The 21,031-nt window shown below is 55.0% G+C and carries 19 protein-coding genes and 1 pseudogene; 9 read left to right on the top strand and 11 right to left on the bottom strand.

The genetic code is table 11. The features are described 5' to 3' along the window. The first annotated feature begins 386 nt into the window (after positions 1-386). From EPA93_RS33985 to EPA93_RS33965, 5 genes are all read left to right on the top strand, one after another. Positions 387-653, top strand: a complete 267-nt coding sequence (locus EPA93_RS33985) for a hypothetical protein (protein ID WP_207229274.1) — start codon at positions 387-389, stop codon at positions 651-653. After that, a complete protein-coding gene (locus EPA93_RS33980; protein ID WP_129891775.1) occupies positions 650-877 on the top strand; it encodes a hypothetical protein in 228 nt (75 codons plus the stop codon). Before EPA93_RS33985 ends, EPA93_RS33980 begins: the two co-directional genes overlap by 4 nt. Further along, positions 874-1,074 carry a hypothetical protein gene (locus EPA93_RS33975; RefSeq protein ID WP_129891774.1) on the top strand — a complete coding sequence of 67 codons (201 nt, stop codon included), beginning with the start codon at positions 874-876 and terminating at the stop codon, positions 1,072-1,074. Before EPA93_RS33980 ends, EPA93_RS33975 begins: the two co-directional genes overlap by 4 nt. A 213-nt stretch (positions 1,075-1,287) precedes the next feature. Beyond that, positions 1,288-1,764: a GNAT family N-acetyltransferase gene (locus EPA93_RS33970; RefSeq protein ID WP_129891773.1), complete on the top strand. Its 477-nt coding sequence runs from the start codon at positions 1,288-1,290 to the stop codon at positions 1,762-1,764. Positions 1,765-1,998: 234 nt separating this feature from the next. Then, positions 1,999-2,883, top strand: coding sequence for an SDR family NAD(P)-dependent oxidoreductase (locus EPA93_RS33965; protein WP_129891772.1), 885 nt, complete (start codon positions 1,999-2,001; stop codon positions 2,881-2,883). 38 nt (positions 2,884-2,921) lie between these two features. On the opposite strand, the gene EPA93_RS33960 is transcribed toward EPA93_RS33965, so the two are convergent. The 6 genes and pseudogenes from EPA93_RS33960 to EPA93_RS51340 all read right to left on the bottom strand — a co-directional run. Then, the gene (locus EPA93_RS33960; protein WP_129891771.1) at positions 2,922-3,140 is read right to left on the bottom strand and encodes a GNAT family N-acetyltransferase; all 219 of its coding nucleotides are present in this window, start codon (positions 3,138-3,140) and stop codon (positions 2,922-2,924) included. A gap of 7 nt (positions 3,141-3,147) precedes the next feature. After that, positions 3,148-4,191: a Vgb family protein gene (locus EPA93_RS33955; protein WP_207229273.1), complete on the bottom strand. Its 1,044-nt coding sequence runs from the start codon at positions 4,189-4,191 to the stop codon at positions 3,148-3,150. A gap of 268 nt (positions 4,192-4,459) precedes the next feature. Then, on the bottom strand, positions 4,460-5,293 hold the full coding sequence (locus tag EPA93_RS33950; RefSeq protein ID WP_129891770.1) for an NAD(P)-dependent oxidoreductase: 834 nt from the start codon (positions 5,291-5,293) through the stop codon (positions 4,460-4,462). 70 nt (positions 5,294-5,363) lie between these two features. Then, positions 5,364-5,777: a MerR family transcriptional regulator gene (locus EPA93_RS33945; protein WP_242527197.1), complete on the bottom strand. Its 414-nt coding sequence runs from the start codon at positions 5,775-5,777 to the stop codon at positions 5,364-5,366. 151 nt (positions 5,778-5,928) lie between these two features. Then, the gene (locus tag EPA93_RS51345) at positions 5,929-6,249 is read right to left on the bottom strand and encodes a WCX domain-containing protein (protein ID WP_277988686.1); all 321 of its coding nucleotides are present in this window, start codon (positions 6,247-6,249) and stop codon (positions 5,929-5,931) included. Positions 6,250-6,374: 125 nt separating this feature from the next. Then, positions 6,375-6,881, bottom strand: a pseudogene (locus EPA93_RS51340) (helix-turn-helix transcriptional regulator); the annotation flags it as partial. A gap of 227 nt (positions 6,882-7,108) precedes the next feature. On the opposite strand from EPA93_RS51340, the gene EPA93_RS33935 reads away from it, so the two are divergent. Both EPA93_RS33935 and EPA93_RS33930 read left to right on the top strand, forming a co-directional pair. Then, positions 7,109-7,906 carry a VOC family protein gene (locus EPA93_RS33935; protein WP_129891769.1) on the top strand — a complete coding sequence of 266 codons (798 nt, stop codon included), beginning with the start codon at positions 7,109-7,111 and terminating at the stop codon, positions 7,904-7,906. A gap of 35 nt (positions 7,907-7,941) precedes the next feature. Then, positions 7,942-8,964 (top strand): zinc-dependent alcohol dehydrogenase family protein, encoded by a 1,023-nt coding sequence (locus EPA93_RS33930; RefSeq protein WP_129891768.1) that lies wholly within the window; start codon positions 7,942-7,944, stop codon positions 8,962-8,964. Positions 8,965-9,205: 241 nt separating this feature from the next. Here EPA93_RS33930 and EPA93_RS33925 read toward each other — a convergent pair whose 3' ends face one another. Continuing rightward, on the bottom strand, positions 9,206-10,711 hold the full coding sequence (locus EPA93_RS33925; RefSeq protein ID WP_129891767.1) for a pyridoxal phosphate-dependent decarboxylase family protein: 1,506 nt from the start codon (positions 10,709-10,711) through the stop codon (positions 9,206-9,208). 842 nt (positions 10,712-11,553) lie between these two features. Between EPA93_RS33925 and EPA93_RS33920 the strand changes: the two genes are divergently transcribed. Next, a complete protein-coding gene (locus tag EPA93_RS33920) occupies positions 11,554-13,962 on the top strand; it encodes an ATP-dependent helicase (RefSeq protein WP_129891766.1) in 2,409 nt (802 codons plus the stop codon). Positions 13,963-14,136: 174 nt separating this feature from the next. Here the strand turns inward: EPA93_RS33920 and EPA93_RS33915 are convergent, their stop codons facing one another. The 3 genes from EPA93_RS33915 to EPA93_RS33905 are packed head-to-tail and all read right to left on the bottom strand — an operon-like array spanning position 14,137 to position 18,050. Beyond that, entirely contained in the window at positions 14,137-15,741 is a 1,605-nt protein-coding gene (locus EPA93_RS33915; protein ID WP_129891765.1) for an ABC transporter ATP-binding protein, read from the bottom strand. A 15-nt stretch (positions 15,742-15,756) separates the two neighbouring features. Next, complete coding sequence (locus EPA93_RS33910) at positions 15,757-16,704, bottom strand: ABC transporter permease (protein WP_242527196.1); 948 nt, start codon at positions 16,702-16,704, stop codon at positions 15,757-15,759. 2 nt (positions 16,705-16,706) lie between these two features. Then, positions 16,707-18,050, bottom strand: coding sequence for an ABC transporter permease (locus EPA93_RS33905; RefSeq protein WP_129891763.1), 1,344 nt, complete (start codon positions 18,048-18,050; stop codon positions 16,707-16,709). 622 nt (positions 18,051-18,672) lie between these two features. On the opposite strand from EPA93_RS33905, the gene EPA93_RS33900 reads away from it, so the two are divergent. Then, on the top strand, positions 18,673-19,365 hold the full coding sequence (locus tag EPA93_RS33900) for a hypothetical protein (protein WP_129891762.1): 693 nt from the start codon (positions 18,673-18,675) through the stop codon (positions 19,363-19,365). Positions 19,366-19,506: 141 nt separating this feature from the next. Here EPA93_RS33900 and EPA93_RS33895 read toward each other — a convergent pair whose 3' ends face one another. Next, on the bottom strand, positions 19,507-20,988 hold the full coding sequence (locus EPA93_RS33895) for an MFS transporter (RefSeq protein ID WP_165423576.1): 1,482 nt from the start codon (positions 20,986-20,988) through the stop codon (positions 19,507-19,509). Positions 20,989-21,031: the final 43 nt, after the last annotated feature.

Below are 21,031 nucleotides of genomic sequence, written 5' to 3'. Positions count from 1 at the left end.
GCTAATTTTACTTTATCCGCATTTACAAACCTTACAGTTTTTATTTTACCCATTTGCAGCTATTTGCATCTCTGTCATATCTTCGGATATTCATTTGTATTCGCAAATCTTCATGCAAAATCAAATAGGGCTTTGCACCTTTTTATGCTAGTTTGTCCTTCCCATCATAAGCTACACTTCCTACTGGTTCCTATGAATACGGCTGTCCACCTGTTCATAGCGAATCCCGAAGCGGCGGACTTGCGCCCGTGTAATCCCGTCGCTTCGCTGGTCCTGTCCGGGAGCATGAAGCTGTACATGTGTCTCCTATCCCTGATGCGCGCTCCTGGACAGCCCTTTTGAGCATTCAGGCGGGCTCCTTAGACAACTCGGGGAGGATAAAATCTATGAGGCAAGAGAAGCACGATCAGATCAACCGTAGCGAGGTGGCACGGCTGCGCCAGTCCATCCAGGAAGAATATCTCGCCGCGCAGCGTGGCTTGTATGGTCTGGCCCAGACCGCCCAACACGATTTTATTCAGGCGCGCATGCAGGGCATTGGCCGCCATTACGAGGAACTCAGCAGCCTGGTCGGAGAAGAGCGCGCAATCGATATCGTTATCGAGATAAATGATGCGCACGTCGAGCCACAGCATGAGCAGTCACAGCCATGAACGGCATCTCGTTTTATCGGCTATTTCAGTGGCAGCACAACGTTTCCTTGCTTGTCCTGGCGCGGGAGAGCAATCGGCATCCCTACATCATCTGGGACCTGCTCCTGGGACACCCCATGCGCAGGGACGACGCCGCGATCATCCTTGCCACCTTTAACGAGCTCACCGGCACCAACTATGCCCTCGACCAGTTCGTTATTGTGTATCAGGAGGAACGCCGATGAACCGCTATCGGGTCCGGGCAGACAAGCGCCTCCTCTATCGAGGCAAGAATGGCGAGAAGGCGCGCAAAGTATTTCTCGAAGCGGGCCACAAGGCCGAATATGTCCAGGTCCGCACAGTTCTGCTCCTCAACGGCAAGATACAGGCCATTCTTGGCCCCAAAGCTGGCTTCGTCCGCCCAAACAGTGAAGAGACGTAAAATCTGTAGTTATTGGTAAATGGCCCGGAATTGCGAACGGTCTACCAAGCGATTAACTGCTCTGTTTGCTTGAGTTTCTTTACCACAACGATGGTTTAGCTTGCCATCGCTTACAACGCTTGCTTAAAGCATGGCTATACGCTCTTGTAAAGCTAAACCATCTTTGCTACACTTTTCCTCATAGAAAATTTAAAGTTAGAGGAAAGGTGCCGTATGGTAACTTTACAGCCCATGACGGATGCAGAATTTCAACACTTCATAGAGCCAGTGATTGTCGAGTATGCTCAGGGTCATGTCGAGGATGGCCAATGGGCAGAGGAGGAGGCATTAGAGAAGGCAAGAAAAGATACTTATAGTTTGTTGCCAGCAGGCGTAGCTACGCCGAACCATTATCTATTTACCATCGTTAATGAAGCACAGCAAAAGGTTGGTATACTCTGGTTTGCTACGCAAGATGGCCATGGAAAGGATACTGCATTCGTCTATGATGTGCGTATCGATGAAACATTTCGGCGCCAGGGATATGCCTCTCAAGCGTTTCGCGAGATGGAGCACAAAGTACGGGAGCTTGGATACACGCGGATCTCCTTGCATGTCTTTGGGAAAAATCATGCGGCCCTGCAGATGTATCAAAAGTTAGGCTACGAGATGAGCAACGTCATGATGGCCAAAACGCTTGATCCAGGCTAGCCCGAGCAAATATACAGCAGTACAAGCTCGCTGGAAAAACTGCTTATCATCCGCTACACTCTTTCCTTGACTGTCAAATAGGGTTCCGCGCTTTCCAGCTCTATATCAACGAAAGAAGATACATGTACCCAGGGAAAGGCAGCCTGCTGTATACGGCTGCCTTTCTTTGATCGCTGTAATATAAATAGATATGTTGGAAGAACGTAGTCCCTATGGAGAAAGGAAATGTTTAGCATGAAGGACTTCAAGGGAAAAGTCGCTGTAGTGACCGGAGCAGCCAGCGGCATCGGACGAGCGTTGGCCGAAAAGAGTGCGCAAGAAGGCATGAAAGTCGTCCTGGCCGATGTCGAGGAGGGTGCCCTCAAGCAAACAGAGGCAGAATTTAAGGCCAACGGGGCCGAGGTTCTAGCCGTACGCACCGACGTCTCGCAGGCCCAAGAGGTCGCGAACCTGGCTAATCTCGCCTTTCAGACCTTTGGAGCCGTACACTTGCTATGCAATAATGCCGGGGTCAGCGCCGGCACGACTACCTGGATGAGCAGCGTGGCCGATTGGCAGTGGGTGCTAGGGGTCAACCTGTGGGGAGCCATCCACGGCGTTCACTTTTTTGTGCCGCGCATGCTCGCGCAGGATAGCGAGGGTCATATAGTCAATACGGCCTCTGCTGCTGGCCTGGTCTCAAGTGCAGGCGGTGGACCATACAAAGTAAGCAAGAGTGGGATTATCACCCTCTCCGAGACCCTGGCCCTGGAACTTGCCGCGCAAGGAGCCAAGCTGAAGGCTTCTGTTCTATGTCCCGAATGGGTAAATACGCGCATCCTTGACGCCGAACGAAATCGTCCACAGGCTTTACAGAATGCCTCGCAGGAGCAGCCAACAAATCCACAACAGATGGCAGCCATAATAGAAGCCATGCACAAGCTAGTTGAGGCTTCTCTCCCACCTTCCCAGGTAGCAGAGGCGGTCTTCGAGGCTATTGTCGAGGAGAAATTCTATATCCTCACACACCCGAAAACCAAACAGGACGTGCAGCTCCGCATGGAAGACATTCTTCAGGAGCGCATGCCGACCGATGCTTATCAGGTTTCCCAGTTTTTCTCTCGACAAGATGACAAGTGAGCTGAGCTTCTTATAGCGTAAAGTTTAGCTAGCTTGATCTACGAGTGATCTGTTTCCCGAAGAGCTGGCCATGCGGGACAACGCCCATTACGCTGATAGTAGCGCACCTGGGCCGCGTTCTCGGGCCAGTAATCAAGCCAGATCACCATTCTATCAAACTTCCGCGTATATCGCTCGGCCTGGTGCAGCAAAGCGCGCCCAATGTTCTGACCGCTATACGCACACAAAGTGGCAAACGCCTCAAAGTAAACAACCACAGAGAATCTATGACGATGCGGGCTGAAGCACCAGGCGCCCTATCTTGTTAGAACTTTCGGTAAACCAGAGCGTCCCATCCGGTCCGCTGGTAATATCCGCAGGCATCGCATCAGGAAATTCAGTGATTTTGCCCTGCGTAGTGATGCGTCCCAATAAGCCATAGCGATCTGAAGAAAACCAGAGCGCCCCATCCGGCCCTGCCGTTATTCCAAAGGCCGGAGCATTACCGGGCGCGGGAATCGGATACTCACTGAACTGCCCCTGCACCGTGATGCGCCCTATCTTGCTCATCTTTTTTGCAGTAAACCAGAGCGCCCCATCCGGTCCTGCCGTTATCCTATTTGGTTGGCTACCGGGTGTTGGAAGCGTGAACTCGCTTATCTGCCCTTGTGTAGTGATGCGTCCTATCTTGTTTCCCTTAAATTCCGTAAACCAGAGCGTCCCGTCTGGCCCGGCTGTAATCGCATCAGGTGAACTATTGGATGTTGGAAGTGTAAACTCGCTTATCTGCCCCTGTGTAGTGATGCGTCCAATTTTGTTTCCAGTGAATTCCGTAAACCAGAGCGCCCCATCCGGTCCGCTGGTAATCTCTTCCGGGAGGCTATCATGCGTAGGGGTGGCAAACTCAGTGAACTGTCCTTGCACCGTGATGCGCCCTATCTTGTCAATCGCCAGTTCCGTAAACCAGAGAGCTCCATCCGGTCCGCTGGTAATTCCTTGAGGGAGGCTATTATACGTGGGAGTGGCAAACTCGCTTATCTGTCCCTGTGAGGTGATGCGCCCGATCCCTTTAGCTACTCCGTATTGCTCTGTGAACCAGATAGCCCCATCTGGCCCAGCAGTGAGTCCAGCAAGAAGCGCGTTGACAGGAAACTCGGTGATCTTGCCTGGATCTGGGGTAGCTGTCGCGCGCGGAGTTGGAACGCTGCTCTTCTGTGGCGCCGGGGATGTATTTTCGCATCCCACCAGGAGCAGCATACCCATCAGGAGAAGGGCAAGTGCGGTATGCCAGGAGATGCGGCTTCGATCGTAGTGAAAAAGGAACTGCATGCTTTGCTCTTTCTAATATCCTGGAATAATTCAAAAAAAGGATTATTGGAAGAGATTATAGCATACATGTTAACAGTAGATGCACAGTTTGCTAGCTAGTTTTTCTTGCAACAACGCTTCGTGCTTCTAGCGTCAGCTGCTCCTTGAACTTCGCCCCTATATATCAATACAGTTTTCCACACTTACAGTACGGCCAGGTAGTGAGCAGCCAGGCTTATCGCAGGAAACCGCTCGCTACCTCGCTCAACGAACTGTCCGCCGGGCTCCCCTACTTATCTGCCTGCTCGCCTTGTAAGAGATTGAGCAAAAGATCTGCGATAGCTGCGGATGATTCGGTCTGTCGTGCGCTCTCTTTAAAGAGGCCGACATCCTTCAAGGGTATCTGGGAGCCAGCGTAAGGACGCTGATCGAGATTCTCGACCATGTACTTGCCATGGCGTTGATAGATGGGAGCAGGGAATAAGGCAGGCGAGGTGGTTAGCATTTCGAACACAGCCTTTGGATCGACGCCGTTATGCTGAGCCATTGACAGCGCTTCGTGTAGCGAGAGCCCGGCCGACATGATTAAGAAGTTGCCCACGATTTTGACGATATTGCCAGCGCCAACCTCTTCGCCAAAATCGACGATCCCCTGTCCTCCCATGGCCTGCAGGATCGGACGAACGCGCTCTTTGGCTGGCTTTGGACCTGAAAGCGGTATCCAGAGTGTACGCGAGTTGGCTGATTCTGGCGTGCCAAAGATTGGGGCATCGAGATAGGTGCTGCCGTGCTCAGCATGCATGGCCGCCAGCTTTCTTGATGTCTCCGGCGCTATCGTGCTCATCCCAACATGTATCCCGCCTGGTCCCAGTTGCTCTAGAAAGCCCTCGCTCATGACCACGCTTTCCACCGCCGCATCATCCCAGACCAGGGTTATCACAATTCCACCGGGCGTCACAACCTCGGCCGGACGGCTCGCCAGTTGCGCACCCTTAGCCAGCAGAGGTTCGGCCTTGCTCGCTGTACGGTTGTATACGCGCAGAGCATACCCGGAACTGAGAAGATTGGCAGCTGAGGGCAGACCCAGGCGGCCTAAACCGATAAATCCAAGCGTTTCACTCATATTCAATCACTCCTTTTAAATGAATTATCATATCAAACATGACGTTAACGTCATGTTCAGGGTAAAAAAACTATAGATGCTCTCTCTCCTCAAGCCAGCGCTCAAAGCGCCGGATATGGGATTGTAAATCAGCCCTGAATGCTTCGAGCGCGCCAATCTTCTGCTCAGTCTCGACCATGTGCTGGCGCAGGATGGCTAGCACCCTTTGCTTCGGCTGTACGCCACTGGGGTCACTGAAATAGAGATCGATGACGTCACGTATCTCTTCAAGGCTGAGCCCAAGCTGCTTTAACTGATCTATTTTGCGCAAGCGGGCCAGCGTCTCCTCAGTATAGTAATGCTGGCCGTGGCCTTCACGCTCAGCGGGCGGCAGCAATCTAAGACTCTCGTAATAGCGCACAGTACGCGGCGTTACGCCCGCACGCTCACTCAGATCACCAATGCGCATGCGCTCATCCATCATTTCAACCTCAAGAAAAAACATTACGTTAACGTCACGTTTATAGGATATCCCCTGAGTGAAGCATTGTCAAGAGCCTCAGTTATCCTGGGAAGAACCGGGATTGATGGGCTCCAGAGCGTGAAGCACGTGTGTGCCTTTTTAAAGTCGAGAGTAGCAGGCAAAGGCACGCTTACTACAATTCCGGCTCGCTGCCCTCTTTCTGCTGCACAGCTGAGTTGCTAGTACCGACCCGCTCACTACGCCGGGCATAGTCTAGTAGAGCCTGGGCATGCTGGCTCAGAACTGCACACAATTCGGGCGGCTGCTTGATAACAAAAGGAAAGTCAAGGCCGGCCAGGGCCTGAACCATCCAGGGTAAATCCTCAACATCCATGCGCAAGAGCACGCCGCCCTCGTCCTCAGTAAAGAAGGCTCGGGGAAACCTCGTCTGGCGCTGGGCCTCGGCAAGCGTGGTCTCCAGCCATACCTCGACCTGCCAGGCGCGGGGAACCAAGGCCAGAGCCTGTTGTACCGCTGCAAGGGCCGGAAAATTGGGCTGGGGGAAAAGGTCTCGTTGCTCATCTCAATCTTCACGATGCGATCCACGCGGAAGAGACGTTGCCCGCGCCGCAAGTGGCAGTAGCCGATGGTATACCAGAATCCCTTGTGATGAGCGATCCCATATGGATCAAAGGCCCGTTCCGTTATATCTTGGCGTGCAGAGCGATAATGCAGGAGAACGCGTCGCCCTCGCTGAATAGCCGAACTGAGTAGCAAGATGGTTGGGCCCGAGAGCGGGGCCCGTGGCGGTAGATTCTCAAGGGCCACGGTCTGCTCTACGGCCTGAATACGTAAGCGCGTTTCCTGGGGAAGCACGCGCTCAACCTTGGCCTGGACGCCAGCAAAGGCCGGGACCATTGTTGCCAGTTCGGACTGACGAGCAACAAGCAAGGCCAGGGTCAGGGCCAGAGACTCATCCTCGCTAAAGATCAGTGGTGGCAGTTTGTAGCTCGGGCGCAAGCGATAGGCCCCATAGCGGCCGCGCTCGGCTTCTACAGGAATCCCCATATCCTGCAAGGTCTGCACATAATTACGTACAGTGCGAATATCTACCTCTAACCGGCGCGCCAACTGCGCACCAGTCATGCGGCCATGCGCCTGCAACAACTCTAAAACTGTGAGCACGCGGGCCGTGGGACGATAGACCATTTTTCTTGCTCCTGTACAAAAGGCCTCTCCAATTAGGAACGATTCTATCAGCTTATCAGCCTACAATCAAGAATATCAAAGAGGGCCACAAAAGAAGTGCCGCTCTATCAAGCAAGAGAAGCTAGCCTATATTGCCCGAACAGGGAGGCAAAAGGAGTACATTTATGATTCACTATCCCCTCGGCACGCCCATCTGGGTTGATCTGCTCTCGCCCGATATCGAGGCATCCAGCGCTTTCTATAGTAATCTGTTCGGCTGGGCGGAAAGCCAAACCGAGCCTGACGGCGACTACCGGCTGTATACCTCTGAAGGCAAGATCGTCGCTGGCCTGCGCGCGCTCCCGGCGGAGCTGCCATCCGCGCAGTGGCTTAGCTATATCTCGACGCAGGACATCACACGCAGCCTGCAACGGATCCAGAGCGCTGGCGGCTCCCTGCTGCTGGAGACAGCTATCTCGGCTCAGACCAGAGCAGCGCTTCTACGCGATTCCGCAGGGGCCATATTCGGCCTCTGGCAATCCAGCGACTACGCAACGGCGCAGATGTTCAATCAGCCGGTCTCGCTCACCTTCAACCAGCTGACTACACGCCAGCTTGAGGAGGGCCAGCGTTTCTACACGCAGGTTTTCAACTGGGAACCCCGTGCGCAAGATATGGGTGGCGGCTTTACGTTCACCTACTTCTTTAATGGCGGACGCGGTATCGCCGGCATGCTCGCCCCAAGCCCTGGCTCCGCATGGGAAGCCGAGCCATACTGGCGGATCTACTTTGCAGTTGCTGACACAGACGCCAGCGTTGCGCGCGCTATTGAGCTCGGTGCACAGGTGCTATTGCCGGCCAGAAATAGCCCCTTTGGGCGAAGTGCTACCTTGCGCGACCCGCAGGGAGCTGTATTTGCCCTCAGCCAGCATAAGCCTGAAGTGAGAGCTGCCGCGCAGACTCCCGTGGGCGTCTTACTCTAATCAAATTGCCTTGCTAAGTAAAGAAAGAAGCTTTCATGAAGAGTTATCATATCCATCCAGGAGCCGGCCTTGACGGGCTTGTGTTGCGGGAACACGACATGCCAAAGCCGGGCCGGCGCGAAGTACTGGTCCAGGTGCGGGCTTGCTCGCTCAATTTTCGTGAACTGTCGATCCTTATGCAGGGGCGCTATCCTCTACCCATTCGACCGGATGTGGTTCCGGTATGCGATGGTGCGGGCACTGTCGTTGCCCTTGGCGAGGGCGTCACGCGCGTCAGGGAGGGCCAGCGCGTGGCCAGCGTCGTCTTCCCTTACTGGCAGGATGGCCCCTATTCGCGCGAGGTGGCCAGCCAGCTTGGCAGCTTTATGGATGGCATGTTGACTGAATATGCCATCTTACCCGAAGAGGGCGTCATACCCATTCCGGAACATCTTTCCTTCGAGGAGGCCGCAACCCTGCCCTGTGCCGCCGTCACGGCCTGGAATGCGCTCACCGGTGGCCAGGGACTGAGCGCCGGCCAGACCGTACTTACGCTGGGTTCGGGCGGCGTCTCGCTCTTTGCCTTGCAGTTCGCCAAACTCTTTGGGGCGCGCGTCATCGCTACCACATCCAGCGCGCAGAAGGCCACGCGCCTCAAAGCTCTGGGCGCCGATGCCGTAATCAACTATCGCACAACGCCCGAGTGGCATCTTGCGGTACGCGAACTGACCGAAGGCAAGGGCGTCGAGCATGTCATTGAGGTTGGCGGACCGGCCACCATTGTGCAGTCGATCAAGGCGACGTGCGTGGCTGGTGAGGTAGCTTCGATTGCCTTCACCTCGAATGCTCCAGCCTCGCCAGATAACGATCTGCATGGCGCGCTTATGGGTGGGCTGGTCATGTTGCGCAGCATCGCCTTGGGCAGCCGCGCGCAATTCCTGGCCATGAATCAGGCCATCACAGCTAACAAAATGAGACCGGTCATTGATCGCGTGTTCCCCTTCGCGGAGGCCCGGGCCGCCTACAGCTACTATCAGGAGGCCCAGCCCTTCGGCAAAGTACTCATTAGCCTGGATTAAAATTGGGAATACGAACCTACAGCAGAAGGCTGAGCTCACAAAAATGCCCAGCCTTCTTTGCTTCTTAGCGCAATGCAGACCTGATAGGTCATAACTAGTCAGGAATGGTCCGAACTAGATAGAGACAATACCTTACAAAAGCCAGCCTACATACAAACTGCTGAAGAAAGTCAGTGAGAGAGTTCCTACCTTCCAAGCAGGCTGTAGCTGCTTCCCGTCTAGCATCCAGCTCCATTATCCCTTAAGCCGAGGTAATGACCTTGAGCTCGCTCTGCGCATAGTTCTGCAGCTCGGCCCACAAAGCGCGTATATCCTGCTCGTTCGTGTGCAGATTCCCGATGGCGATACGAATCGTATACTTATCGTGCAACTTGGTGTGCGAGAGGAAAAAGTGTCCTGCCTCGTTAACGCGGTTCATGACGCGTTCATTTAGCGCATCAAGCTTAGCCTCATCGTCAAGACCCTGGGGATGCACGCGGAAACAGACAGTACTGAAAGGCGTGGGGGCCAGCAGTTCGAAGCCCGGCGTTTCCTTTACCCACTTCACAACGAGCTGGGCCAGACGCAGATGTTCCCGAATGCGCGCAGCCAGGCCCTCCTGACCAAAGTAGCGCAAAACCATCCACAGCTTAAGCGAACGGAAGCGACGTCCCAGAGCATTGCCATAATCCATAAGGTTTGGCACCTCGTCGCCCTGACTTTCCGCGTTGCGCAGATATTCCGGGATCAGGCTAAAGGCCGCCTTGACCACATCCGGCTTGCGCGTATAGAGCACGCTGCAGTCGATGGGCACAAACAGCCATTTATGCGGATTCACGATCAGCGAATCCGCGCGCTCGCAGCCGGCAAGAATCCAGTGCAAATCAGGATTGACGGCCGCCGAGCCGGCATAGGAGGCATCGACGTGCAGCCAAAGCCCGTAGCGCTCGCAGATATCGGCCACCGCTGGCACCGGATCGATGCTGGTGGTAGAAGTTGTGCCTATCGTAGGAACCACGGCAAAGGGTCGCCAGCCGGCGGCCAGATCTTCCTCAATCGCGCGCTCAAGCGCAGCGACGTCCATACGAAACTCGCTATCGGTCGGAATCTTGCGCAGGCCCTCCTGACCGATCCCCAGCGTGATGATTGCCTTCTCAACGGATGAATGAGCCTGCTCCGAAGTATAGCAGCGCAGGCGGGGCAGCTCGGGTCGTCCGGCCATGCCTTTCTGACGGATCGCCAGATCAGGAATAGCTTCCCGTGCGGCGGCCAGGGCATAGAGCACGCCGGTTGAGGCAGTATCGTTAATGACACCAAAAAGCGGTTTGGGCAGACCCAACATCTGGCGCAGCCAATCGAGGGCCACCTGCTCAAGCTCGGTCGCCGCCGGCGAGGTGCGCCAGAGCATCGCATTGACATTCAAGGCGCTGCTGAGCATCTCGCCAAGGATGCCAGGGCCAGAGGAAGTAATCGCGAAATAGGCCATAAAACCTGGCACATTCCAGTGCGTAAGGCCAGGCATAAGCGTTTGCTCAAAGTCGGCAAGGATCTGCTCCATAGGCTCGGGCTGTTCTGGCGGCTTGGCGGGCAAAGCCAGGCGAATCGAGCCTGGCGTAATCTGGGATAATACGGGATATTGGCGGCTATTCTTGAGATAATCGGCGATCCAGTCGACAATCTGGTGACCGTAGCGACGCAGGTCCTCGGGGTCCATATCACCGGTCGAAGTTAGTTGCTGGGCGACATCAAGAGGTCTGCTTTCTTCCATAGCGTTGCTCCTCTTCGTTAAGAGTAGATAGACATAACGTTATCACCTGTAGAGTTTTCAGTGTATCACCACCTGTAATGTATAGCCAACGGGATGCGCAACGAGATGAAATTTCTTCAGTTCCACCTTGTTCTTATCCCTCCTTGAAAATCTTGTCAGGAGGACAACTGGGAAAAGACGAGACGCGTTTTTCTGATGCTCAGCAAGCCCCGTCTCCTGTTTCACGAAATTGGCAAAGAGGCGACCATGTTCCTCTGTTTGTCCCGTCCCTACCCACGCTGGATGACTCCAGTGTAGCACGCTGAAGAGAGACCGACTAGGAAATTCTTGTGGTTTTGCGGTAGCCCTGGTCACACGGGATGTACCACGAGATGGAACCCCTCATGCGGCTTGAGGACATCCTTCTCGCTTCTCTTGCTTTCACCAGGCTCAGCTGTGACTGGTTCCTCGCGAGAAAAAAGAGCGAGCTTTGAATGGACCTGGAGAGCCTTTCCTGGCTTCTGTTTATCTCGTTGCCCATCCCATAGGTATAGCAAACCTACTCACAGTGTTTCACCCAGCTTTACTTCGCAAGTCCAGGCTGGCAAGCTGGCACACAGACCTCTGGATAGATCGATGCCTTGCTTTGCTCTGGTACCATAAATTCCGGCTGCGCTATCCTCGCGCGTCCTGCTGTGGTACAATAGCCTCGATAAAAAAGTTAACAGCTTATTTAAACTAAAAGATTTCTTTCGTCTTTTCATCCCCACGATGGGCTACTATAAAGAAGTTGAGTTCAGCCGCGATCTCCTGGCCAGCGGCGCCACCCCTGGCCGTGGGAGGGCACGTGATTTAAGGAAGTGATGATGTTGGAGCAAGATTTGTTAGCAGGATTAAACGAACCACAGCGCGAGGCCGTCACCTCTACTCAAGGACCCGTCCTGATCCTGGCCGGTCCAGGCAGCGGGAAGACCCGCGTCATCACCCATCGCATCGCCTATCTTGTCCAGCGCGAGCATATCTATCCCTGGCGCATTCTCGCCGTGACCTTCACCAACAAGGCGGCCCGCGAGATGCGCGAGCGCCTGGAAAAGCTTGTGGGCGTGAGCGCTTCCAAAGAGATGAACATTGGCACCTTCCACGCCATCTGCGCACGCGTCTTACGTATGGAAGCTGACTATCTTGCTCCCCTGGGCCTCGACCGCTCTTTCGTGATCTTCGACACCGACGATCAGGCAAGCCTGGTCAAGCAGGCCGTCAAAGAGCTGGACCTTGATGAGAAGCAGTACCGCCCGCCCGTTATGCAGGCCTATATCTCGCGCGCCAAAAATGAACTGCTGGTTCCCGAACAGATGGCTGAGCAGGCTTCCAAATACATCGAGGAGGTCGCGGCCCGCGTCTATAAAGTCTATCAGCGCCGCTTGCGCAGCAATAACGCCGTCGATTTTGACGATCTACTTATGCTCACCGAGCAGTTGTGGCGACGCGAGCCTGAAGTGCTCAAGCGCTATCAGCAGCGCTGGCAATACGTCCACGTCGATGAGTTTCAGGACTGCAACCTACCCCAATATAAATTGATTCGCCTGCTGGGTTACGGCACGTCAGAGCGACCCACGGGCCTTGGCAATGTCTGTGTCGTGGGCGATGACGACCAGATGATCTATACCTGGCGCGGCGCCAGCGCCGAGAACGTCATTCGCTTTGAGAACGATTTTCCCGAGACGCGCGTTATCCTGCTTGAACAGAACTACCGCTCGACACAGACGATTCTCGACGCTGCCCAGGGCATTGTACGCCAGAATCGCTATCGTAAGGATAAGAAGCTCTGGACGGCTCAGGGGAGCGGTGAGAAGGTCATCGTCCACGAGGCCTATAACGAGGAGCAGGAAGGGCTCTTTACTGCCCACGAGGTCATCCGTCTGCTGGCACGCGGCGAGATCGACAGCCGTGGCGAGGTGGCAGTGATGTATCGCACCAATGCGCAATCGCGTGCCCTGGAAGAACAATTCTTGCGCCTTAACATCCCCTATAAAGTGATCGGCAGCCGCAAGTTCTATGAGCGCAAAGAAATTAAAGACATGCTGGCCTATATGCGTTTGCTGGCCAATCCTCACGATGACCTGAGCCTGCAGCGCATCGTTAACGTGCCAAATCGCAAGATTGGTCCGCGCACAGTTGGCGAATTGCAGCAGTGGGCCAGGCAGCAACGCATCTCGCTCTATACAGCTATTCAGTCCATCTCTCAGCATCCAACACTGGGCAAAGCTGCCAAAAATGCCCTTGCCACCTTCGCCGAAATGATGGAAGATTTGACCTCGGCCCTCGATGAACTCAACCTGCCCGAGCTGCTGAACCGGATCGCCGAGCGCACTGGCTACGGCCCGGAATTGCGCACCAACCCCGAAGAGGAGCTGGACCGCTGGGGCAACGTGCTGGAATTGCGCCGTGTGGCCGAGGACTATTCCGAGATCGATACGCGCGTAGCCCTCGAACTGTTTCTAGAGAATGTGGCCCTGGTCGGCGGTGCGGATACCGCACAGACCAGCGAAGATGGTACCCTGGCTCACGAAGAGAATAGCGATGCAGTTACCCTCATCACGCTGCATGCCGCCAAGGGCCTGGAATTTCCTGTGGTCTTTATCGTTGGCATGGATGAGGGCTCGCTGCCCCACTCGCGCTCAGTGAGCCAGCCCGAACAATTAGAGGAAGAACGCCGCCTGGCTTATGTAGGCTTTACGCGAGCTATGCAGCGCCTCTACCTGGTCCGCGCGCGCCGGCGCTCGCTCTTTGGCGATACGCAGTATACCGAGCCCTCGCGCTTCCTTGACGATATCCCCCAGCATCTCATTTCCACTTCTGGTGTGGCCGGACAGGCTGCCAGCGCCGCAAAGAGCAAGCAGCGCCGGGACAGCTGGGATGACGATTACAATCAGGATGTCTATGAGGAGGATGGCGGGCGCGTGTTTGGTAGCGGCACGCCCCAGAAGAGCGGGCCCGGCTATAAGTCGGCTCCCTCTTTTTCTTCGCAGCTGCGCTCCAAGCTGCCGCCCCCGGTCCCACCTTCGATCCAGCGCGGCAAGCCCGAGGCTCCCAGATCCAAAGCCCAGCAGTATAAACCTGGCGATAAGGTACGCCACGATAAGTTCGGCGATGGTCTGATCCTGAAAAGCGAGATGGAAGCGGGCACCGAGTTCGTCGAGGTCCTCTTTCAGGGCAGAATCGGCAAAAAGCGCCTGAGTCTTGACTTTGCCCGCCTCGAAAAACTATCGTAAACTAAGATAAAAGTCAGCGTCATCCCTCATGTGGCGTGCCACTTGTAAGGGCACGCTCGGGGCGAAGAGAACAGAGCACGTCAGCACAATCGCAACGTAGCTCTGGCCCTCAGCCAGAGACTTGCCTCTCGAACCCCTGCGCAAACATTTTTCGGGATGACGCGCAACTGCGGCTCAGGATTGCTGAGCCTCGGGATGCTCCAGATGGCCGCCGGTCATCAAGATGCCCAATTCTTCCTCGCTGGCATCCGCGCCCACAATATCCACAACCTTCCCCTCGTACATCACGGCGATACGATCGGAAAGTGAACGAATCTCTTCAAGTTCCGCCGAGATCAGCAGAACAGCCTTCCCGGCGTCGCGCTGCTCGATCAGGCGGCGATGGATGAACTCGATAGCGCCGATATCAACGCCGCGTGTAGGCTGGGCCGCAATCAGCGCATCGGGATTGCTGGCCAGCTCGCGCGCGATGATTACCTTTTGCTGATTCCCGCCGGAGAGCGCCTGCACCGGCACCTCGATAGAGGGAGTGCGCACATCAAAATCGGCAACAAGCCTTCTGGCCCAGCTCGCGATATTGCGCCAGAGCAAGACAAGGCGGTTCCAGGAAAACTGTGGCCAGCGCTGTTGGCCAAGAATCGAATTATCCTCAATCGTATTGGCAAGAACCAGCCCGCTGCCGCGCCGATCCTCGGGAATATGGGCAAGTCCCATCTGGCGCACCTTGCGCGCATCCATCGTCGTCAGGTTATAGGTCTGGCTCTGCCCACCATCTTTCGTCGGGGTGAGCGTAATCTTACCAGTTGTCGTCTTACGTATTCCCGACAGCACCTCGACCAGCTCGGTCTGTCCATTGCCCTCGACGCCGGCAATCCCAAGAATTTCGCCGGCATGCACATCAAGGCTAACGCCGTGCAGCACTTCAAGGCCGATATCAGATTGCGCATGGACGTCCTCTATGTGCAGGACCACGGGTCCAGGTTTGGCCGGCGTCTTGTTTACGCGCAAGAGGACCTCGCGCCCAACCATCAGGCGCGCGATCTCGGCCTGATTCGTCTCGCGCGTCACCAGCGTACCGGCATTTTTGCCACGGCGCAAAACTGTAATATTATCGGTAAGTTCCAGAACTTCGCGCAGCTTATGCGTGATAAAGATTATCGTCTTGCCGCGCTTGACAAGTTCGCGCAGAACTCCGAAGAGCTCGTCGGTCTCCTGCGGAGTCAGCACGCCAGTCGGCTCATCCATAATCAGAATATCGGCGCCGCGCGCCAGCACCTTCAGGATCTCTACGCGCTGCTGCAGGCCGACCGAAAGATCCTTGACGAGAGTATCGGGATTGATCGGCAAGCCATATTGTCGGCTCAATTCCTGAATGTCGGTGCGGGCCTTTTTGAGATTCAGCGCTCCAACCATGCCGCCGGGCTCGCGGCCAAGAATAATGTTCTCAGCGACAGTCAGAACAGGAATGAGCATAAAGTGCTGGTGCACCATACCGATACCCAGGCGGATGGCATCGCGCGGCCCGTTAATCGCCACCTTCTGGCCATTGATAAAAATCTCGCCACTATCGGGGCGCAGCAGGCCATAGAGAATATTCATCAGGGTTGATTTGCCTGCCCCATTCTCGCCAACTAGAGCATGAATCTCCCCCTTGCGCACAGCGAGATTAACGTGATCATCGGCAATTACGCCAGGCCAGGCCTTGGTTATATCTCGCATTTCAACGGCAAGAGGCGGGGAGCTCTCTTCCTGGGGCTTAACAACTGTACTTTCTTGCATATCGCGATATCCTCTTTACTCTGATCCTGGCTCGTAGGGAATGCCATCGGCGGCCGGGGCCACAGTGCGACCCACAATGCCAACCAGGGCGATTAAGGTCAGGATGTAGGGCAGCGTACTCAACAAATTCGGGCTAATCCCCGTGTCCTGCAGGCGCACACTCAGCGCCTCGCCAAGCCCAAAGACAATACACGCTGCTGCCGTCCACCAGGGAAGGTATTTTCCGAAGACCATCGCGGCCAGGGCGATAAAGCCTGTGCCTGCGGTCATATTAGAGTTGAAGATGCCGGCAATGCCCAGCGAGAGGAAGGCCCCGGAGAGACCGGAGAGCGCACCGCCGGCCAGCACACAGCAATAGCGTACCAGGCGCACGTTTACCCCGGCAGTATCGGCGGCCTGTGGATGCTCGCCCACGGCCCGAATGCGCAGGCCAATATTAGTGCGGAAAAGCAGAAGCTGGATACCAAGCAAAATTAGTATGGCCACATAGAAGATGATGTTCTGCTGAAAAAACACAGGACCCAGGAAGGGGATATGGGAGAGCGGCCCCCACGATACATTGGGCAAACGCAAGGCATTGCCTAAAGATGGCACGCCCTGACCACCGGTCTGGATCGGCAAAAGAAAGTTAGTAAGGCCAAGCGCCGCGATATTTATCGCAATCCCGCTCACAATCTGATCGGCCTTAAAATTAATCGAGACGATCGCATGGACAAGCGCAATGAGCGCGCCAGCCACAATGGCTCCAATCACTCCACCGATCACGCTATTGGTAGCCCTGGCCGTCATCACGCCGGCATAGGCTCCCGTGAGCATCATACCTTCCATGGCAATGTTGATGACGCCACTGCGCTCCGAGATAAGCCCTCCCAGCGCCGGAAGCAAGAGCAGAGCCCCAAATTGCAGGGTTGCCGCCCATAGATCGCTAGAGGACAGCACACGCAAGAATATCTGCAAGAACACGGTCATTCCTCCTCTACCCGATCAGCGCTATGTTCACGCGAAGCGGCTGGCGTGACACTATCGCTGTCTTCATTCTGAATGTCCTCGCTCTCCAGCGCCGACATCTCAACCAGAGTCGCACCAGTCCTGGTCACCAGCACCGGGGTCTCTGTCACTTTATTGCCAATCCGAAAAACGCGGCGCAGACCACGCCTGATCGCCGGCAAAAATTCTGAGGCGATACTAAAGAGCACAAGGGCCTGGATAATATACACCAGGTCGCCGGGCACATTGGCGTTCAACTGCATAAAACTTCCACCCTGACGCAGACCGCCAAAGAGCAGGCCACCGAGTAGAATGCCAATAGAGGTCGTATGCCCCAACAGGGCAACACCAATGGCGTCGAAGCCAGTCGTGTCAATGCTGAAGGTTGCACCAATCAGGTTATAGGGAGACTGACCCATTAAGCGGGTGGCACCCGCCAGGCCGGAGAAGGCACCAGCCAGGGCCATGGCCAGGAACAGGTTGCGGTTAATGTGGATGCCCGCATATTTTGCGGCCTTGGGATTCTGGCCAAGCACACGGATCTCATAGCCAAAGGTCGTGCGCGAAGTGATAAACCAGTAGACCACCAGAGCAAGCAGAGCAATGAGAATAGTTACATCTACAGTATATGCATAGGGATCAATTTTTGGTAAAAAGAGGCCCAGGGTTTCGTTATAAAGCGTAGATAAGCGCGGTAGCGTGGCCTGGGCAGGGATCGAAGATGTCTGCGTAGCTTGATTAGGGGCTTTAAACGGTCCATCGATAAGATAATCGGTTACGTAAAAGGCGATCCAGTTAAGCATGATCGTCGTTACGACCTCATGAGCACCTCGCCAGGCTTTGAGCGCACCCACAATGCCACCCCAAATAGCCCCGACCAGCATGCTCGCAATCAGCATGAGCGGGATGAGCACCCAGCCCGGCCAGTGCGGAGCCTTGAGCGCGATGATGCCGGCAGTCATTGCTCCCACGGCCAGCTGACCCTCTGCTCCAATGTTAAAGAGGCCGGCCCGAAAGGCAATGGCTACAGATATTCCAGTAAAGATAAGCGGCCCCACTTTAACCAGCGTAAAAGAAAGGCCCTGTGGATCGCCAAACGATCCCATATACAGCGATTGGTATGCGTTAAGTGCTGCATCGAAGCGGTCGACGATTGAGCCGCCTGACGTGATCATAATGACAATGCCACCTGCGATCATTGCCAGAATTACTGCGAAGAGCGGGCGACCCAAAGATGCGCTGAGCTTACGCATCAAGACCTGCAATTTTGGCTCTGGAGGGTGTTCTCCAGCGGCCTTGCGTTGCACTGTTGGCACAGCCATAGTGGCTTCCTCCTAATGTGCAAGGTGTTGCGAAAATTTCGTCTTGGTTGGGAAAGATAATTGTGACATCCTATTATAGCATGGAGTGGTATTCTTGAGTATCGAGCTTGATAGCAATTTGCCAGTATTCATTTATTCCTTATAGAATCGTATGAATTCACTTGTTATGTCAATGTACTGGCAAAATTTCACTCCGCGTGCTTCTATCCTCTCTGGATGTTCAGAGGGAAGGGTGATTTTGACTCAAAAGCACGCATTCCAGGCCGCAGGGATTGGTTTTAATCTCCCCTACATTTCCCGCCTCTTCGCCGCCAGCAGCATAAAAACCACAACGGGAAAGCTCTGACATCAATAGGGTTTTCTAGTTCTCCAAAACGGGATTGTTAAGAGGGCGCTGCGATTTAGCGGATTTGGCCCTTAACCAAGGGGCTTGGGGGCGCGAGCCCTCAAATTTTTCCCTTCCCTTCGCCGCCAGCAGCACAAAACCACACAGGGAAAGCTCTGACATTAAGCAAATCTTCTATATAATTCCGTCAGATATGGTAAAATGATGAGTAAAGTAAGAATGTGGGCTTATAATCTGCATCTCAGGTAGTTGTTTTTCTTGAGCGAAAGGTGACAAATGATGTCTGCACGACTAGCTCGTATCCTGATTGCACTCTGCGGTATCCTTGGCACAATCCTGCTCGGTCTTTACTTTGGCATCGGCTTTAGCGTTGGTCTGGCCCAACTGCCGCCCGATACTACTGTCGCTCAGGTGGTAAACCTGGGGAAAGCCTATCGTAACCTCTGGTTTATGGGCACCTGGCTGCAGGCCACCGGCTCACTCTTTTCGGTTATCTTCTTTCTTGCCCTTGTCCAGCGAGCCGGGCGCGTAAGCAGCCTGGCCGGTCTACTCACTATCGTTGGCTCTACAGTTCTCCTCGCTGTGGTCCTGGTTGAGGGAGTCTTCACGATCGCTCTCGCGCAGGCCGCGCTCAGTGGGCATCCAACTTCCTCGCTGGCAGCCTTTGACGCTATGTCGATGTTTACCTACGTCTATGCGATCGTGCCGGCGCCGGTTATCTTCCTTTCTCTTGGCACGATCCTGATTAGCTCGCGCCTCCTACCGCTGGCCTTCGGCTATGTGGCCTTCGCTCTGGGAGTTGCCTTTGTCCTGGCCGGCTTCATCGGCCTTTTCACAACTCCTCTGCTCACCATCATCGTGCTCAGCCTGCAAGCGCTCTGGGTCCTGGTTACGGCCATCACCTTGCTGCTCAATGCAGGAGCAATGACCCAGGCAACTGATCGCCTAAACCTGGCTTCCGAAGCATAGCGGTCCCACAGGCCCGCTACCCTGGCTTGGAAGTTCGGCCTATAGCTATCCCTGAAGGGCTCGCGCGCTTGTTCAGCAAGGAGCCCTCTTGGCCTGACAGTATCTTCTCGTCAAAAAAGCTCATTTCTCCGGGAGCAATCTTCACACTGCCGTCTTTGAAGACGATGTTCTTACTGGTTCACTTTTTCCCGCTCGTTTCGCGGAGGAAAGCACAATGATACAGATCAAGGTCATACCCGCCAGAAGAATAATCGCTTCCAGCGAGATCACAAATGCATGCCCATAGGTCTGTGCAAGCTGGAGAGGCTGTGCTGGGAGTCTCTGGCCGAGAACGCCAAAGAACAGGAGGCCAATAACTGCCACGCCGAGGACACCAGCGATTTGCATGGTCGTGGTGAGCACGCCAGAAGCCGCTCCAGCGTGTTGGGTGTGAATACTGCCCAAGATCATCGGGAGCAGCGGCGCAAGGACCATTCCTTCGCCGATCCCCATGACAAGGAACGGCAACAACAATGGCTGCGCATGTACAGCCATCTCTGCCTGTTGGACAACGAGCAGGGTCCATAGGTCCCCTGTGATCATGATGATCGTCCCGCCACGTACAACCCAGGCTCCAAGCCTCGGAATCAGGCGCGGACTCGCCAGCGAGCTGATGGCAAAACTCAGGCTTAACGGCACAAAAGTCCACCCTGCTGCCAGGGGCGAGAAACCAAGTCCGATCTGGAGATACAACGACAAGACGAAGAAGAAGGACGATAAGCCGCTATAGAAGACGAGCAGCGTGACCATTCCCAGGTTAAATACGCGCTCTCTAAACAGCGAGAGCGGTACAAGCGGTTCACCTCCGCTGCGCGAAACGCGCTGTTCATACAGCAGAAAGAGCGCCAGGACGCCAACAGCAAGAACCATGCTGATGAAGGTCCACGAGGGCCATCCGACATTGCGTCCCTCGACCAGCGGATAGACGAGCAGCAACAATCCTGCTGTCAACAGTCCCACGCCAGGCAGATCTAAGCGACGGGCCGTATCAGCAGTTGACTCGCGAAGGAGTGGAAACGCTGCAAGCATGGTCAGCAGCCCGATGGGCACATTGATGAGAAACACCGTGCGCCAACCGAGTCCAAACGCATTGCTACTGATGAGAAAGCCTCCGACGATCTGCCCAGCGATGGAGGCTAGCCCAAAGGTAGCCCCATAGAAACCAAAGGCGATGCCTCGCTCTCTGGCGACAAAGTTGACCTGAATCAGTGCCAGCACTTGCGGGACCATCAGCGAGGCTGCAAGTCCCTGGAGCAGGCGGGCTGCAATCAGCACGAAGGCTGTAGGGGACAGGCCACACAGCAGCGAAGCGAGCGTGAAACCAAGCATCCCTGTCTGAAAGAGCCGTTTTCGTCCATACAGGTCGCCTAATCGCCCGCCAGTCACCAACATCACTGCATATGCAAGGGCATACCCTGCAATCACTGCCTCAATTTGCGCAAAGTCGGCCCGCAATGCCTGCTGAATCGAGGGAATAGCCACATTGACAATATTATTATCGAGGATCGCCATGAAAGTTGCCGCGAGAATGACCACCAGGGTCCACCATCGGCGAGCTTCAGGCTCCTGCTTCACTTTTTTCATCTCCAATCCTTTCATTGCCCTCTCGTCTGCCGGAAGGCGTTCC

The sequence above is a fragment of the Ktedonosporobacter rubrisoli genome (assembly GCF_004208415.1).
GTDB lineage: Bacteria > Chloroflexota > Ktedonobacteria > Ktedonobacterales > Ktedonobacteraceae > Ktedonosporobacter > Ktedonosporobacter rubrisoli.
Note: the sequence above shows the minus strand (reverse complement) of the source record. Positions and strands in the feature narration are given on the sequence as shown.